The following is a 14,126-nucleotide window of genomic DNA, read 5'->3' as shown; positions in this document are numbered from 1 at the left end:
GCTGGCGTTTGACCCCGGTCAGTGCGAATGGCGTGGCACTTCTGCGCCCCGGCAGCCCACGAGGAAATCGAAGTCGCATCCCTGGTCCGCCTGCAACACGTGTTCGACGTAGAGGTTGCGGTAGCCGCTTGCATCCGCCGGCACCGGTTGTTTCGCCTGTTCCCATTCGGCGAGACGTGCCGCCAGTTCGGCCTCGCTGACGTCGAGGTGCAGCCGTCCGCCGTGACAGTCCATTTCGATCCAGTCGCCGTCGCGCACCACCGCGAGCGGGCCGCCAGCGCGTGCCTCGGGCGCGATATGCAACACCACGGTGCCGTAAGCGGTGCCACTCATGCGGGCATCGGACAGGCGCACCATGTCCGTCACGCCTTGCGCGAGTAATTTCGGCGGCAAGCCCATGTTGCCGACCTCGGCCATACCTGGATAACCCTTCGGCCCGCAATTCTTCATCACGAGCACGGAGTCGGCCGTTACGTCGAGGTCGGGGTCGCCGATGCGCGCCTTGTAGTCGTCGAAGTTCTCGAACACCACGGCGCGGCCGCGGTGCTTGAGCAAGGCGGGCGTGGCGGCAGAGGGCTTGAGCACCGCGCCATTCGGCGCGAGGTTGCCGCGCAGCACGCATAGGCCGCCGTCGGCGACGAGCGGCTTGTCGAGCGGCCGAATCACTTCGTCGTTATACAGCGGGGCTTCTTTACAGTTGTCCCACAGCGTCTTGCCGTTTGCGGTCAGCGCCGCAGGGTGAGGCAGCAGGGCGGCCTCGCCGAGGCGCCGGATGACGGCCGGCAAGCCGCCGGCGTAATAGAACTCCTCCATCAGGTAGCGGCCCGAGGGTTGCAGGTCGACGAGCGTGGGCGTGCCGCGGCCTACGCGCGTCCAGTCGTCCAGTTCCAGCTGAACGCCAATGCGCCCCGCAATCGCCTTCAGGTGGATCGCCGCATTGGTCGAGCCCCCGATTGCTGCATTCACGCGGATGGCGTTCTCGAACGCCTCGCGCGTCAACAGCTTCGACAAACGCAGGTCTTCGAGTGCCATCTCGACGATGCGCATGCCAGACATATGAGCAAGCACGTAGCGGCGCGCGTCAACGGCGGGAATCGCCGCGTTGTGCGGCAACGTGACGCCCAGGGCTTCGGCCATGCAGGCCATCGTCGAGGCGGTGCCCATCGTGTTGCAGGTCCCAGCCGAACGCGACATGCCAGCTTCCGCGGACATGAATTCATGCAGCGAAATCTTGCCGGCCTTCACCTGTTCGCTAAGCTGCCAGACGACCGTGCCCGAGCCGATATCGTGGCCGTGATGCTTGCCGTTGAGCATCGGACCGCCGCTTACCGCGATGGCGGGCACGTCGCAACTCGCGGCGCCCATCAGGAGCGCCGGGGTGGTCTTGTCGCAGCCGACGAGGAGGACCACTGCGTCGATCGGATTGCCGCGGATCGACTCCTCCACATCCATGCTCGCGAGGTTGCGCGTAAACATGGCAGTGGGGCGCAGATTCGATTCGCCGTTCGAGAAGACCGGGAACTCGACCGGAAAACCACCCGCTTCGAATACCCCGCGTTTGACGTGCTCGGCGATCTTGCGGAAGTGCGCGTTGCACGGCGTCAACTCCGACCACGTGTTACAGATTCCGATGATGGGTTTGCCGTGGAACTCGTGATCGGGAATGCCCTGATTCTTCATCCAGCTGCGGTACATGAAGCCGTTCTTGTCGGCGCTGCCGAACCATTGGGCTGAACGTAGCGGTCGTTTGGCGTCCTTCATGGGGCTGTCTCCTTGGGCTTTAATGATAGTAATACTATTTGTGCGAGGTGGAGTGCCGATATAGGTCTGGAGTGTGGGACGTACAAGCGCTGAGCCATTTGCGCGTGTCGCGTCTCGTGATTTTGCTGCATTGCAAGACGTCGGATGGTTCGAACGAAATGCCGAAACATGTCACGTGTTCGCCATGCGGTGCGCTCAATCTGAAAGGTCAACTGAACAATGCAGCTGGATAGGAATGCATGGCGCAAGAAATAGTCCGACTAGTTAAGGGTATACATCGATTATTCGGCGTAGGTGCCTGATATAGCATTTTCGGTGGATTGTCATACGGGTGCGCGTGCGTTTGAGAAAGCGCGTCCGTCGGACGCGGTAATGCCCGGCAACGGCGCTTTCCCGGCCTATGCCGTCATGAGCAGTGAGTTCGAACAACTGACATACGGGAGAATGACATGGCCGAGGAACGGGAAGACAAGCAGGACGAAGGACGCGGTGAAGTGCAGGGCATGCGGCGCGGTTTGCTGCAAGGTGCGGGCCTCGCGGCAGCGATGGCCATGCTAGGTGGTGTGTCGACACCGGCATTCGCGGCTGATGCGGCGCCATTCCCCTCGCACAAGAAGTGGAAGATCGTTTTCGTCAACCACGTCACGACCAATCCTTTCTTTGTACCCACGCAATACGGTATTGAGGATGCCTGTGGATTGCTCGGCATGGATTACCAGTGGACGGGATCCGCGAACGCCGACGTCGGCGAGATGGTCAATGCGCTGAACGCAGCGATTGCCGCAAAGGCCGACGCTATCGCGGTGCCGATCGTCGATCCCAAGGCGTTTGATGGGCCGATCCAGAAAGCGCTGGACGCAGGCATTCCCGTGTTTGCCTACAACGCGGATGCACCACGCGGCAGCACCAACCCACGGCTCGCATACATCGGCCAGGACCTGTACCTGTCGGGTTATCAGATGGGCGAGCGCATCGCCAGTCTGGTCGACAGCGGGACCGTCGCACTCTTTATCGCCACACCAGGGCAGCTCAATATCCAGCCGCGGCTGGACGGCGCGGCAGACGCGATCAAGAAGTCCGGCAAGAAGATCGATGTGCAGACGATTGCAACGGGCGCCACCGTCAACGAAGAGCTCTCAAAGATCAAGTCGTTCTATCTTGGACACCAGGATGTGAAGGGCATGTTCGCGGTCGATGCCGGCAGCACGCAAGGGGTGGCCGAAGTGATGAAGGAATCGAACCTGCCGGCCAAGGGCGTGCATGGCGGCGGCTTTGACCTGCTGCCGCGCACGGTGCAGTTGATTCATGACGGCTTCCTCGACTTCACGATTGATCAGCAACCCTACGTGCAAGGCTTTTATACCGTGGTGGAAGCGTTCACGTTCCTCGCCTCGGGTGGCCTGGTGGGGCCGGCCAACGTCAACTCCGGCTTGAAGTTCGTCACCAAGGGCTCGGTCGATCCGTACCTGAACACCGAAACGCGTTACGAAGGCAAGAGCACCAAGCCGCAAATCGTGCCGCGTAACGGTGGGATCAAGTCGTAATGTCATCCGTGACGGATACGACGAAATCCGCCGATCGCGCCAGGCGCTGGCCTGGCGCGATCGGACGCTCCAGTGAGATTCGCATTCTGGCGGTCGCGCTGATTCTGGCCGCCTACTTCGAAATCGCCAATCACGATTTTCTGCTCACTAGCGCCAGCCTGGAAAACCTGTCGCAGTTCATCGCGCCGGTGGCGATCATCGCGTGTGGCGAAATCATGTTGATGATCGGCGGCGAGATTGATCTCTCCGCCGGCATGGTGTTCGCGTTTGCACCGTTCATCATGCATTTTGCGCACGAGGCGGGGGCGCCCACATGGATTGCGCTGATCGCGGGCGTGGTGGCGGCGGGCGTGGTGGGGTTGATCAATGGCGCGGTGACGGTGTACCTGCGTATTCCCTCGTTTGTGACGACGCTCGGCACGCTGTTCTTCATCAACGGTCTTACGTTGACCATCTCGCGCGGCACGCCGGTGTCCACACCGGAAGGCAATGATTTTGCTGCATTCATGGGTGCCTGGGGGTACAGCGAAATCATCTGGACGATCGCGATTGCGGTGGTCATGCACGTGCTATTGCGGAATACGCGCTGGGGCTTGCATACGATTGCGTCCGGGGCGAATCCATTGGGTTCGAGCGAAGCGGGTATCAACGTGAAGCGGCTGAAGCTCGGCAACTTCATTATCGCGGCAGTGCTTGCTGGCTTTACGGGCATTCTCGAAGGCTTTCGCATTACCTCGATCGATCCACAAGCCGGTGGCAACCAGATCATGTTCCTCGCCGTGGCCGCAGCCGTGATTGGCGGGACGCCGCTTGCGGGCGGGTCGGGCACGATCATCGGCGGCCTGATCGGCGCGGCGGTGCTGGGCATTCTGAACGATGGCTTCACGCTGATCGGTATCAACGCCTTCACGTTCAACATGATTCTCGGCGCTGCGATTCTCGGCGCGATGATCTTCAACATCCACGTCGTGCGTCTCGCGCGTAAGTAAGGGGGAGTCGTGATGTCCGAAGTGGCGTATGCGCTGCGCGGCGAAGAGATAGTCAAGCGCTTCGGTGCGGTTACCGCGCTGGATGGTGTGTCGTTGACCCTTAAGCAGGGCGAAATTCTCGGCGTGCTGGGTGATAACGGCGCGGGCAAATCGACACTGATCAAGATACTCACCGGCTTTCATCAGCAGACCGGCGGCAAGCTCTTTATTGGCGGCGAGGAAACGATGCTGCGCTCGGTCGACCACGCCCGTGCGCTAGGTATCGAATGCGTCTATCAGGACCTGGCGCTGGCGAATTCGCTGAGCATCTATCACAACATGTTCCTGAACCGCGAGATCATTTATCCGGGCCCATTCCGCCTGTTGAATAACCGGGCAATGCGCACTCGCGCGGCGGAATGTCTCGAAGAGATCGGCGTGCGGATACCTTCGGTCGACCTGCCGGTCGAGCAGCTCTCCGGTGGACAACGGCAGGCTATCGCGGTGGCGCGCGCGGTCAATTCTAATGCGAAGATCCTGCTGCTCGACGAACCGCTGGCCGCCATGGGGGCGCGCGAAGCTGGCCTGATTATCGACCTGATTCTGCGTCTGAAGGAGAAAGGCGGCCTGTCGATCGTGATGATCATGCACAACTATGCGCAGACGCTCGACATTGCGGATCGCGTCATGCTGATGCAGCGCGGCCGCGTCACCTATGAGAAGGAAGCCGCCAGCACGTCGGTGGCGGAGTTGATGGACATCGTGCGGCGCGAATACCGGGCCATGCGCGAGGCGGCGAACTGAGCTTCGTGAGCAACTAGCCGGACCGGCTGATGCATTAACGATGGAAGAACGAGATGCCCCGTGTAAGGCATATCGTTCGGTATGCAAAACATTGACTTGAGCGCTTGCTTAAACGGTGTCGGGCTATTGCGTGTCTGCAGGCAAAGTGTTGCTGAAGAACGCGAGCGCCTGTTCGACGGCCTGCGCATGAACGGTATCGCGGTCTACGCCGGGACCATCCTTGCAGTTGCCGGGAATTCGATCCGCCATGCCTGGCAAGCAGGTATCGAGGAAGGTGTAATGCGAGGCGCCCGGCACCATATGGACCGTCGCGTTGGGCAGCAGGCCGGCGATGCGCTGGATGTTGGTTTGAACCGGCGCGGTTGCATCTGCCGTGCCGGCCATCAGCGACACGGGAATATGCACGTCGGTGAACGAGGCTTGATTGAATGCCTCGCCCAATGCGGGAGCGATGGCGAACACAGCCTTGATGCGTGGGTCGCGATAGGAGTCGCTTGAGCGCGCCATCGATGCGGTCGTCGCCGGCGGTAGGTGGGCCGGCATATGTGGGCCGCCTGGAAGACCGTTCATCTCCGGTGGCCGGCAAATTGCGTCGGCCGCGGACGACGCACAGAAGTCCAGGAATTGCTTCTGGTCGGTTCGCGCGCCCGCCAGTTCGAGCACCGTATAACCACCGAGCGAGAACCCCACCGCGCCGATGCGGTTCGTGTCGATACGGGCACCGAGCGTCGGATCGGCGAGCAGGCTATCGAGCACTTCACTGACATCAGTGGCACGCTCCCACCAGAGGACGAAGCCCTCAAAAGTCACCGGTTCCATTGCGTTATTGCCCGGATGATTCACACCGGCCACGATATACCCATTCGCGGCGAGCGCAGACGCCAACCAGTCGAGACTCCCGGCGCTGCCGCCGGTGCCGTGCGACAACACAAGCAAGGGATACTTTGCGTGAGCGGGCGACAGCGGCGCGTCGACTGCGCGCGGATGCCCTATAAAAACAGGGTTGCCGGGAGCGCCGATATCATGCGCGGCCTCTGGAACAGCGGGTTCGACCGGATACCAGATGTTCGTCACGAGCGCTTCGGTCTGCGCACCGCGCCAATTGCGGGCGACAGGCGGGTGAATGACGCGCCTGGCCACGCCGACATGGTAGGGCGCTACGCTGCCGGTGTCCGCGGCAAGGGCGGCGCCGGTGCAACACGCAGCGAGTACCGCAAAGGCGGCGAGGAAACGACGCAACATACTCACTCCTTTCGAATGGGAATCATGAGGTCGGTGATGCATTCGTGTTGCCTGTCGGGCGCAGCCCGGTTCCGATAGAACTCGAGTGCGGGCCGGTCGTCGGGCTCATAGCCGCTTTGCGGCAGCCAGCCACCGAATAACGCCGTGAACGTGGGCGCAATCAGCGCATAAGGACCAACGAGGCGGTGCGCTGCGTACAGACCGCCTTCCACCCGCACGGCTTCGAGCGGACCCGTCGCCTCGACTGGCGCGGCCGGAAAGACGCCGGCGAGATAACGAAAATTGCCCCGCTCGTCGTCAGGATCGCCTGAAATGATGCCGATCCTGCCTTGGACCTGCCTGGACTTCGCACCGGAACGGAGCGTCTGCCAAAGCGTCCTGAACGTCTGGGTGATGGTAGCGGTAGGTCCTTCGTGGCGCAGGCAAAGGACGTCGAGCGGCGCGAGTTCGATGAGTTCGACGCACGGCATCTCCGCGTCGGCGGCGTTGGCGTCGATATTGGCGCCGACATCGCCATGTCTGCCTCGAAGACCCTCGGCGCCCGGCGTGGTGAGGCGTCTCTGCCGCGTCTGGAAGGCGCTTGGACTGACGCCCGTAAATCCGCGAAAGGCTCTTGAGAAGGCTTGCGGACTGTCGTAGCCCACATTGCCTGCGACGGTGGTGACCGAATCGCCCGCGACCGTCAGACGATAGGCGGCCTGGGCGAGCCGCAGGCGCTGCACGGTTTCGGCAATGCTTTCGCCGGTCATGGCGCGGTAGATGCGGTGGAAGTGGTACGGCGAGAGATGCGCGACCGAGGCGAGGCTATCCACCGTGTGAGGCGCGCCTGGGTCTGCGAGTATCGCCTCGATGACGCGGGCGATCCGTCGATGATAATCGCGTTCGGTGTTGGCTTTCATGATGGCCGTAGCATAGTCCGATCGCCGCCCGAGGGCAGTGCAGAGCTTGCTGAATTTTGACCAACGTGGCGCAATCTACCGAGGCGAGTTCGAGCCGTTCGACGGGCGCTTTGCGCACTGCATCAGAAGTGCCATCCTGCGGTTCCGGCCTCGGAGTTGTCCACATAATCTGTTCGCAAGGCTGTGGACAATTCCCGGGCAAACCACGCAAGTGGCTGAAACGATTGAATTTGTGCAGTGCGCGACGGGAGTGTGCATTTGACCTGTCGGCGACGCAGGACGGGGGGCTACGAAGTAAGTAACCACTGGATCGGCACCCGCACGGCGCGAAGATCTGGCCGTCGCGCGGGTGCGGATACGATGCGAATAACGCGTCGGTCGGTCAGCCTGGACAGACGATGTCGCGCTCGCGTGTGGCCGGTTCAGCAGTCGTTGCATGCGAGACCGCTGGCGTCGTGTAACGGGGCAACTCCATGAACAGCGTGACCCGGCGCACGATCTGCCAGAAGACCTTTTCGAACGAGCGGCCGCGCTCGTCCGGCGTCATGCCTTCCGCGAGCGGATCGGCGAAATCCCATTGAACGAACAGGGGTTTGCCCGGGAAGTCCGGCGCATGGTATTCGGCCACGCGCGCATCGAGCGCAACGATCAAGTCCATGTGCGGGGCCCATTCGCCCGTGAATTCCAGCCAGCTTTTGGGAGCCAGCAAGCCCAGGTCCGAGATGCCGGGCCGCAATTGCGCAAGGGCGAGTGCATGAACCCGTGCGGCCGGATCGGAGCCCGCGCTGAAGACTTCGAAGCGGTGGCCCGCCAGCTCGCGCAGGAGTGCTTCTGCAATGATGCTGCGTGCTGAGTTCTCACGGCAGAGAAACAGCACCTTATATTTACTGGTCACGCTCTTGCCCCGTTGCTTATATTTTCATTGTGATCGGGATTCTGACGATCCAGTCTTGCACTGACGTGACAGTACAATGTCTGGGTGCTCAGATGCGCTTCGACCGTCGTTCAACCGAAGTGCTTTCCCGCCCTTCCGATCTTGTCGCAAGTTCGAACGTTTCCTGCACATGCTGTGGTTGGGCAACAGTCGGAGACGTCCTGAAACGTGTTCGGGGATCCCAACATGCCAGATACCACGGCAAAACCGGCGCGTACGCCGGAGGCAATCGACAAGGACTTCACTGACCTGATGGCCTCGAGCCTACCCGTTACCCTAGCACGCGAAAAATTCGAGCGGCTATGGGATGAGACCAATACGGTCGCCGCGCAACTTGTCGGCACGGAACCGGGCAGGCCTTACCTCGCGCTACTCAAACGCATGCACGAAACTTTCGAGAACCATTATCGCGGTGCGTCGCAGCGCAATGCGGCGGGCGACCGACTTCATTGATACGCTGGCGTTGCGGGGGTTTTCCGTTCAGCGGTCGCAACATGCTGCACTTTGCCAGCAAGCAATCGTAAGGTTGGCTAACGTCCTCTAGAGAGGGTAACGGCAAACTTTGCAATACCTTTAGCTGTAAGCGGACTGTTGTTGCGCGGCATGTTGTTCGCCATCCGGAACAAAGACGTAGCCACGACCACGCACCGTCTGGATCAGTCGCGGGGCGGAGGGATTGCTCTCGAGCACTTGCCGCAGACGCCAGACCTGCACGTCGACCCCGCGGTCGGTGCGCTCGCCTTCCGGGCCGTACAGAAGTTCGATCAGGCGATCGCGGGTCAGGGTGCGCATCGAATGATTGATAAAGACTTTGAGCAGGGCGAATTCGGTCGCGGACAGCATCAGCGTGCGGTTTTCGACGCTCAACATGCGGGACTGGAAGTCCAGCCTGAAGCGGCCGAACGCGAACGGCTTGCGTTGTTCTGGCGCCGCGGGTGATGGCACGGCACGGCGGCGGCGCAAGATGGCCTCGACGCGTGCGACCAGTTCGCGCGGATTGAACGGCTTGCTGATGTAGTCGTCTGCGCCCATTTCAAGCCCGACGATGCGATCCACGTCATCGGAGCGACCCGTCAGCAGGATCACGGGGATTTCGTCGCCCGAAGTGCGTAACCGCCCCAGCGCGGTGAGTCCATCGACGCCCGGCATCAACACATCGAGGACGACCACGTCCGGACGCTCGCGTTCGAGTCGCTGTTGCAGCGTGCCCGCATCATGCAACGTCGAGACCTCGATGCCTTGGCGTCCCAGGTAATCGCACAGGAGCGTGCGTAGTTCCAGGTCGTCGTCAACGAGAAGGATTCGAGTAGTCATGGCCTCCAGATTCATGCGAAGAACAGGTTGCTAACGCAGGCGGTCGGGTCGGGTCGGCCGAGCGCCGGCGAAGTCGTCGGCGTGGCTGACTCCTTGAGTCGCACGCGCGCCGTTGTTGTCTTTAACGGAGCGGAAGACTGGAATCCGTCGCTGTAGAGGGAATTTTTTAGCGCAGGCGTAGAGGAGGCATGTCAGAGTTGCCAGGAGAGTTTCTGACAAAAACCTTTCTCTCGCGGGCTAGTCTGCACATGTGAGAGATTGAGCGTTGGCTGCGAACCGTCAAACCGTATATTTGGATTCCGAACGGTCTTGCTCGAGGATGAAGTCCACAAACGCGCGCAGCGGGCCGGGCATATGCGTCCGGCTGGGATAGTACAGAAACGGTCCACTGAATGACTGCCACCACCCGTCGAGCACCGGCACGAGTTTGCCGCTCTCGATTGCTGGCCGCAGAAATTCGTCGAATGTATAGATGATGCCGAGGCCGGCGATAGCCGCGCCCTTTTCCAGCTCGATCTCCGATGCGATCAGCGGTCCGTTCGGCTCGATCCGTATCACTTCATCGCCTCGGTTGAATTCCCATGTCGCCAGCACGCCGCTGACGAAGCGGTGTCCGATACATGCGTGGTTCACCAGTTCGCGCGGATGCTGCGGTGTGCCGCGAGTCGCGAGGTATGACGGCGCGGCCGCAGCGACGAAGCGTTGCATGCGCGGGCCGATCGGCACGGCGATCATGTCCCGCTCGAGGCGCTCGTCGTAGCGAATGCCGGCGTCGAAGCCCGCCGCAAGGATATCGATGAAGGTATCGTTGCTGCCGACATCCACCGTGATGCCCGGATGGGCGGCGAGGAAACGCGAGAGCAGGGCGGGCAGGATTTCCCGCGCCGCGATTGACGGCACGTTCAGGCGTAGCGTGCCAGTAGGGCTCTCGCGGAACAGGTTGACGGCATCGAGCGCGGTAGCGATTTCGCCGAACGCCGGCGCGAGTCGTTCGAAAAGCCGTTGCCCGGCTTCGGTGGGCGTGACGCTGCGCGTCGTGCGATTGAGCAACCTGACGCCCAGTTGGGCCTCGAGCCGGCGAATCGCTTCGCTGAGCGACGAGGCCGAAACCCCGCGGGTCGAGGCTGCATGGCGGAACCCGCGCGCCTGCGTGACGGCGATAAAAGCTTTCAGATCGGAAAGGTCGGGCTCCGGCATTGTTCGCATTTCCGCACGGGCTATTCGAATTGGGGGGGATTATCGCACGCCGAAAATGGATCGATACTTTGGGTCAAGCGCCTCCCATGTGGCGCACCTACCGAGGATTACCATGAAGCAACTTCAACTGGGTAAAACCGGCCCGCAAAGCTCGGCGCTGGGTCTGGGCTGTATGGGCATGTCGGGCATGTACGGTCCGTCGGATCGCGCCGAAAGCATCGCCACGATCCACGCCGCGCTCGAAGCGGGCATTACGCTGCTGGATACGGGGGATTTCTACGGCTCGGGTCACAACGAAATTCTGATCGGCGAGGCGCTGAAAAGTGCGCCGCCGTCGCGGCGCGACGCGGCCATCATCAGCGTGAAATTTGGCGCGATGCGCGATCCCGCGGGCGGCTGGTCGCTTTACGATGCGCGTCCAGCGGCGGTGAAAAACTTTCTCGCGTATTCGCTGCAGCGTCTGGGCGTCGATCACATCGACATTTACCGGCCCGCACGGCTGGACCCTAACGTGCCGATCGAAGACACGGTCGGTGCGATCGCCGACATGATCAAGGCTGGCTACGTGCGCCACGTGGGCCTGTCCGAGGTGGGTGCAGCGACTATCCGCCGTGCGGCAGCGGTGCATCCGGTGAGCGACCTGCAGATCGAATACTCGCTGATTTCGCGTGGCATTGAAGATGAGATCTTGCCGGCTTGCCGTGAACTGGGGCTTGGCGTGACGGCGTATGGGGTGCTGTCGCGCGGTCTGATCAGTGGGCACTGGACCAAAGAGTCAGCTGGGAAGGGCGATTTCCGCGCAGTGAGCCCGCGCTTTCAGGGCGATAACGTCGACCACAACCTCGCGCTTGTCGATGCGCTTCGCAAGGTGGCGGAAGGCAAAGGCGTGACGGTCGCGCAGATCGCGATTGCGTGGGTTGCCGCGCAAGGCAGCGATATCGTGCCGCTGGTCGGCGCGCGTACGCGTGGCCGGTTGGCGGAGGCGCTGGGTGCCGCAGACGTGCAGCTGAGCAAGGATGATCTTGCTGCGATTGCCGAAGCCGTGCCGAATGGTGCTGCGGCGGGTGAGCGCTACGCCGCCGCACAGATGGCGCATCTGGATAGTGAGAAGAGGAGTCATGGTCACGCGAGGTAAGCTTCGCTAACCTGATTTTCTAGCAGAATGTGGGCCGCCCGGCAGAACAGAATCTGTTCTGCCGGGCGGCCTTTTTCGTTTTCGACGCGTTACTCAAGTCACGATTGTATGTATCACAGCATGATATATAATGAAATCGAAGTCACGTTAGTGACCGGCAATACTGATCGAACCGCGCAGCGGAAGTCGGCCGCAAATCCGTTCGTCGGATGAATCGATCTGTTCGTCGTTAGTAGGCCTTAGCTGGAAGCGGCAGCTAGGAGAGCAACTAGCGGCAGAAGGAGGCATCATGTCTTTCGAATACGATTTTTCAACGGGATTCATGGTGGCAATCATGGCCATTCTCGGGATGGTTCTGATCGGCAATCTGGGGGCAGTCCTGAGGCTCGACCGCTGGCACCCCGCGCTAATCGGTGCGGCAGTCGGAGTATTGATGGGCGTTGCGCTGATCGAAGCGGTGCCGATGATTGTCTGAATGGCAGCCCCACCACCAACGCGGCTTCTTTGCGCGCCGGTGGACCGCAGAAAAGCATGCACGACTTTATATCACAATGAAATATAATCATGACAACACGTTCTTTCGCTTCGAGAGGGTTTGACCTTAAGGTGTGGTGCCGTGCCGCGTCATGCTATTCACCCACACTCCTGGCCCGATCTTGTCCTCCCATGCGGTTATTCGCTGGTTTTCCAGCTTCATTCCCAGTCCTATCGCCGTCCGCTGGCCGGAGCGCCTGAGGTCGTGTCTCGGCGCGTTGCTTGGGATCGCGTTTACTGGCGGGACAATGCACGTCCTGCTCGGACCAGCGGCGAACATCCCGCTGCTCGTCGCGCCGATGGGCGCGTCGGCCGTGCTGCTGTTTGCCATACCTGCTAGTCCACTTGCGCAACCGTGGTCCATCATTGGCGGCAATCTCGTTTCTGCGACCGTCGGCGTTGCGTGTGCTGGCTGGATTGCTGATCCGGTCGGCGCCGCCGCGCTCGCGGTCGCGCTGGCCGTCTGTCTGATGTTTGCGCTGCGCTGTGTTCACCCGCCGTCAGGCGCGGTCGCGTTGACAGCGGTCCTCGGTGGTCCGACCGTTCACGCTCTGGGCTACCATTTTGTCGCTGAGCCGATTGCCATGCAGTCTGCGGCGCTTCTGGTCGCGGCGATCGTGTATCACGCGGTCACCGGGCATCACTATCCGCACGTTGCACATCAGAGTCAGGCCAAGCGTGCAGCAGGATCTCCGGCCACGCCCAAGGAGGCTTTTACGCGCGCGGACCTCGAGGCGGTACTGAACCGGCGCGGTGAATTGCTGGACATCGACCTCGACGATCTGGAGTCGCTGTTACGCGATATCCAGCTGCAGGCGTATGCCCGTCAGTTCAACCAATTGATCTGCGCAGACATCATGTCGAGTCCTGTGGTCAGCGTATCGGTGACTGCCAAGGCGTCGGAAGCATGGGGTCTGTTGAAAAAGCACGATATCAAGGCGCTCCCGGTTACTGATGCGAGCCGGCGCGTCATCGGCATCGTGACCCGTGCAGATCTCGCCGATAAACAGGGCTTCAGGAGTGTGCCGGTTATGCCGCGCGTCCTGCAACGCTGGTTCAAGCCAGCGACGGATTCGCTACCGGCCGTCGGCGCATTGATGAGCCCCGACGTCCAGACTGTCGCGATGACGACGTCCTTCGTGGAACTGTTGCCTCTCTTCGCAAACGACGGACATCACCACATTCCGGTGCTGGATGCCGAGGAGCGGCTCGCCGGGATGATCACGGAGGCGGATCTGATTGCGGGCCTGTACCGGGAAGCCTATACCGGGCAGCGACGAGCGGCATAGTCGCTGTCTATGTTGCCAAGGCTGAGCGCAGGCAAAAAATATCATAAAGTGATACAGTTTGGTTTTTGCCCATCTCAGCGGAGTCCCGATGAAAACCCTCGCTCGCGGCTTGACCAAGGCGGACTTTGAGCAGCTATCCGAGTTTCGCTATCAGATGCGGCGCTTTGAGCGCTTTTCCGAACAGGCCGCCCAAGGCGAGGGCATTACGCCGTTGCAGTATCTGTTGCTGCTGCACATCAAAGGTTATCCGGATCGCGACTGGGCGACCATCGGCGAGCTCGCTGAACGGCTTCAGGCGCAGCATCATGGCGTGGTCGCGCTCGTATCCCGCTGCGAGGCGCTTGATCTGGTTCGGCGCAAGATCAGTGAGACGGATCGCCGCCAGGTTGAGGTCCATCTGCTGAAAGCGGGCGAGCAGGTGCTGTCCCGCCTCGCGGAAATGCACCGCGCCGAATTGAAATCGCTCAAGGGCGCCTTTAACGTTCCCCAGATTGATGTTGAGTAA

At 61.2% G+C, this 14,126-nt stretch carries 14 protein-coding genes; 8 read left to right on the top strand and 6 right to left on the bottom strand.

From position 1 onward, the window contains the following. Window positions 1-18: 18 nt before the first annotated feature. Window positions 19-1,761 (bottom strand): IlvD/Edd family dehydratase, encoded by a 1,743-nt coding sequence (locus P3T40_RS32995; RefSeq protein ID WP_429271903.1) that lies wholly within the window; start codon window positions 1,759-1,761, stop codon window positions 19-21. 449 nt (window positions 1,762-2,210) lie between these two features. On the opposite strand from P3T40_RS32995, the gene P3T40_RS32990 reads away from it, so the two are divergent. Genes P3T40_RS32990 through P3T40_RS32980 form a run of 3 tightly spaced genes read left to right on the top strand, consistent with a single transcriptional unit; the run spans window position 2,211 to window position 5,077 of the window. Then, entirely contained in the window at window positions 2,211-3,305 is a 1,095-nt protein-coding gene (locus tag P3T40_RS32990) for a sugar ABC transporter substrate-binding protein (RefSeq protein ID WP_429271902.1), read from the top strand. Further along, window positions 3,305-4,294: an ABC transporter permease gene (locus tag P3T40_RS32985; RefSeq protein ID WP_429271901.1), complete on the top strand. Its 990-nt coding sequence runs from the start codon at window positions 3,305-3,307 to the stop codon at window positions 4,292-4,294. The genes P3T40_RS32990 and P3T40_RS32985 overlap by 1 nt, the downstream gene beginning before the upstream one ends. A gap of 12 nt (window positions 4,295-4,306) precedes the next feature. After that, window positions 4,307-5,077 carry an ATP-binding cassette domain-containing protein gene (locus tag P3T40_RS32980; protein WP_429271900.1) on the top strand — a complete coding sequence of 257 codons (771 nt, stop codon included), beginning with the start codon at window positions 4,307-4,309 and terminating at the stop codon, window positions 5,075-5,077. Window positions 5,078-5,200: 123 nt separating this feature from the next. On the opposite strand, the gene P3T40_RS32975 is transcribed toward P3T40_RS32980, so the two are convergent. The 3 genes from P3T40_RS32975 to P3T40_RS32965 all read right to left on the bottom strand — a co-directional run bounded on the left by P3T40_RS32975 (window position 5,201) and on the right by P3T40_RS32965 (window position 8,113). Then, a complete protein-coding gene (locus tag P3T40_RS32975; protein ID WP_429271899.1) occupies window positions 5,201-6,319 on the bottom strand; it encodes an alpha/beta hydrolase family protein in 1,119 nt (372 codons plus the stop codon). Between the two features lie 2 nt (window positions 6,320-6,321). Next, on the bottom strand, window positions 6,322-7,218 hold the full coding sequence (locus P3T40_RS32970) for an AraC family transcriptional regulator (protein WP_429271898.1): 897 nt from the start codon (window positions 7,216-7,218) through the stop codon (window positions 6,322-6,324). A gap of 382 nt (window positions 7,219-7,600) precedes the next feature. Then, the gene (locus P3T40_RS32965) at window positions 7,601-8,113 is read right to left on the bottom strand and encodes a low molecular weight phosphatase family protein (RefSeq protein WP_429271897.1); all 513 of its coding nucleotides are present in this window, start codon (window positions 8,111-8,113) and stop codon (window positions 7,601-7,603) included. Between the two features lie 225 nt (window positions 8,114-8,338). Between P3T40_RS32965 and P3T40_RS32960 the strand changes: the two genes are divergently transcribed. Continuing rightward, a complete protein-coding gene (locus tag P3T40_RS32960; RefSeq protein WP_429271896.1) occupies window positions 8,339-8,605 on the top strand; it encodes a hypothetical protein in 267 nt (88 codons plus the stop codon). A 120-nt stretch (window positions 8,606-8,725) separates the two neighbouring features. On the opposite strand, the gene P3T40_RS32955 is transcribed toward P3T40_RS32960, so the two are convergent. Both P3T40_RS32955 and P3T40_RS32950 read right to left on the bottom strand, forming a co-directional pair. Beyond that, the gene (locus P3T40_RS32955; protein WP_429271895.1) at window positions 8,726-9,466 is read right to left on the bottom strand and encodes a response regulator; all 741 of its coding nucleotides are present in this window, start codon (window positions 9,464-9,466) and stop codon (window positions 8,726-8,728) included. Window positions 9,467-9,745: 279 nt separating this feature from the next. Then, a complete protein-coding gene (locus P3T40_RS32950) occupies window positions 9,746-10,663 on the bottom strand; it encodes a LysR family transcriptional regulator (protein ID WP_429271894.1) in 918 nt (305 codons plus the stop codon). Between the two features lie 112 nt (window positions 10,664-10,775). Here P3T40_RS32950 and P3T40_RS32945 point away from each other — a divergent pair, with 112 nt between their 5' ends. The 4 genes from P3T40_RS32945 (at window position 10,776) to P3T40_RS32930 (ending at window position 14,126) form a co-directional block, all read left to right on the top strand. Further along, window positions 10,776-11,798, top strand: a complete 1,023-nt coding sequence (locus P3T40_RS32945) for an aldo/keto reductase (RefSeq protein WP_429271893.1) — start codon at window positions 10,776-10,778, stop codon at window positions 11,796-11,798. A 289-nt stretch (window positions 11,799-12,087) separates the two neighbouring features. Next, on the top strand, window positions 12,088-12,273 hold the full coding sequence (locus P3T40_RS32940) for a hypothetical protein (protein ID WP_429271892.1): 186 nt from the start codon (window positions 12,088-12,090) through the stop codon (window positions 12,271-12,273). Between the two features lie 181 nt (window positions 12,274-12,454). Then, window positions 12,455-13,621 (top strand): HPP family protein, encoded by a 1,167-nt coding sequence (locus P3T40_RS32935; RefSeq protein ID WP_429271923.1) that lies wholly within the window; start codon window positions 12,455-12,457, stop codon window positions 13,619-13,621. A gap of 88 nt (window positions 13,622-13,709) precedes the next feature. Beyond that, on the top strand, window positions 13,710-14,126 hold the full coding sequence (locus tag P3T40_RS32930) for a MarR family winged helix-turn-helix transcriptional regulator (protein ID WP_429271891.1): 417 nt from the start codon (window positions 13,710-13,712) through the stop codon (window positions 14,124-14,126).

It is taken from the genome of Paraburkholderia sp. EB58, assembly GCF_050436665.1.
GTDB lineage: Bacteria > Pseudomonadota > Gammaproteobacteria > Burkholderiales > Burkholderiaceae > Paraburkholderia.
The sequence above is the reverse complement of the archived record's forward strand: the minus strand, read 5'-3'. Positions and strand labels throughout refer to the sequence as shown.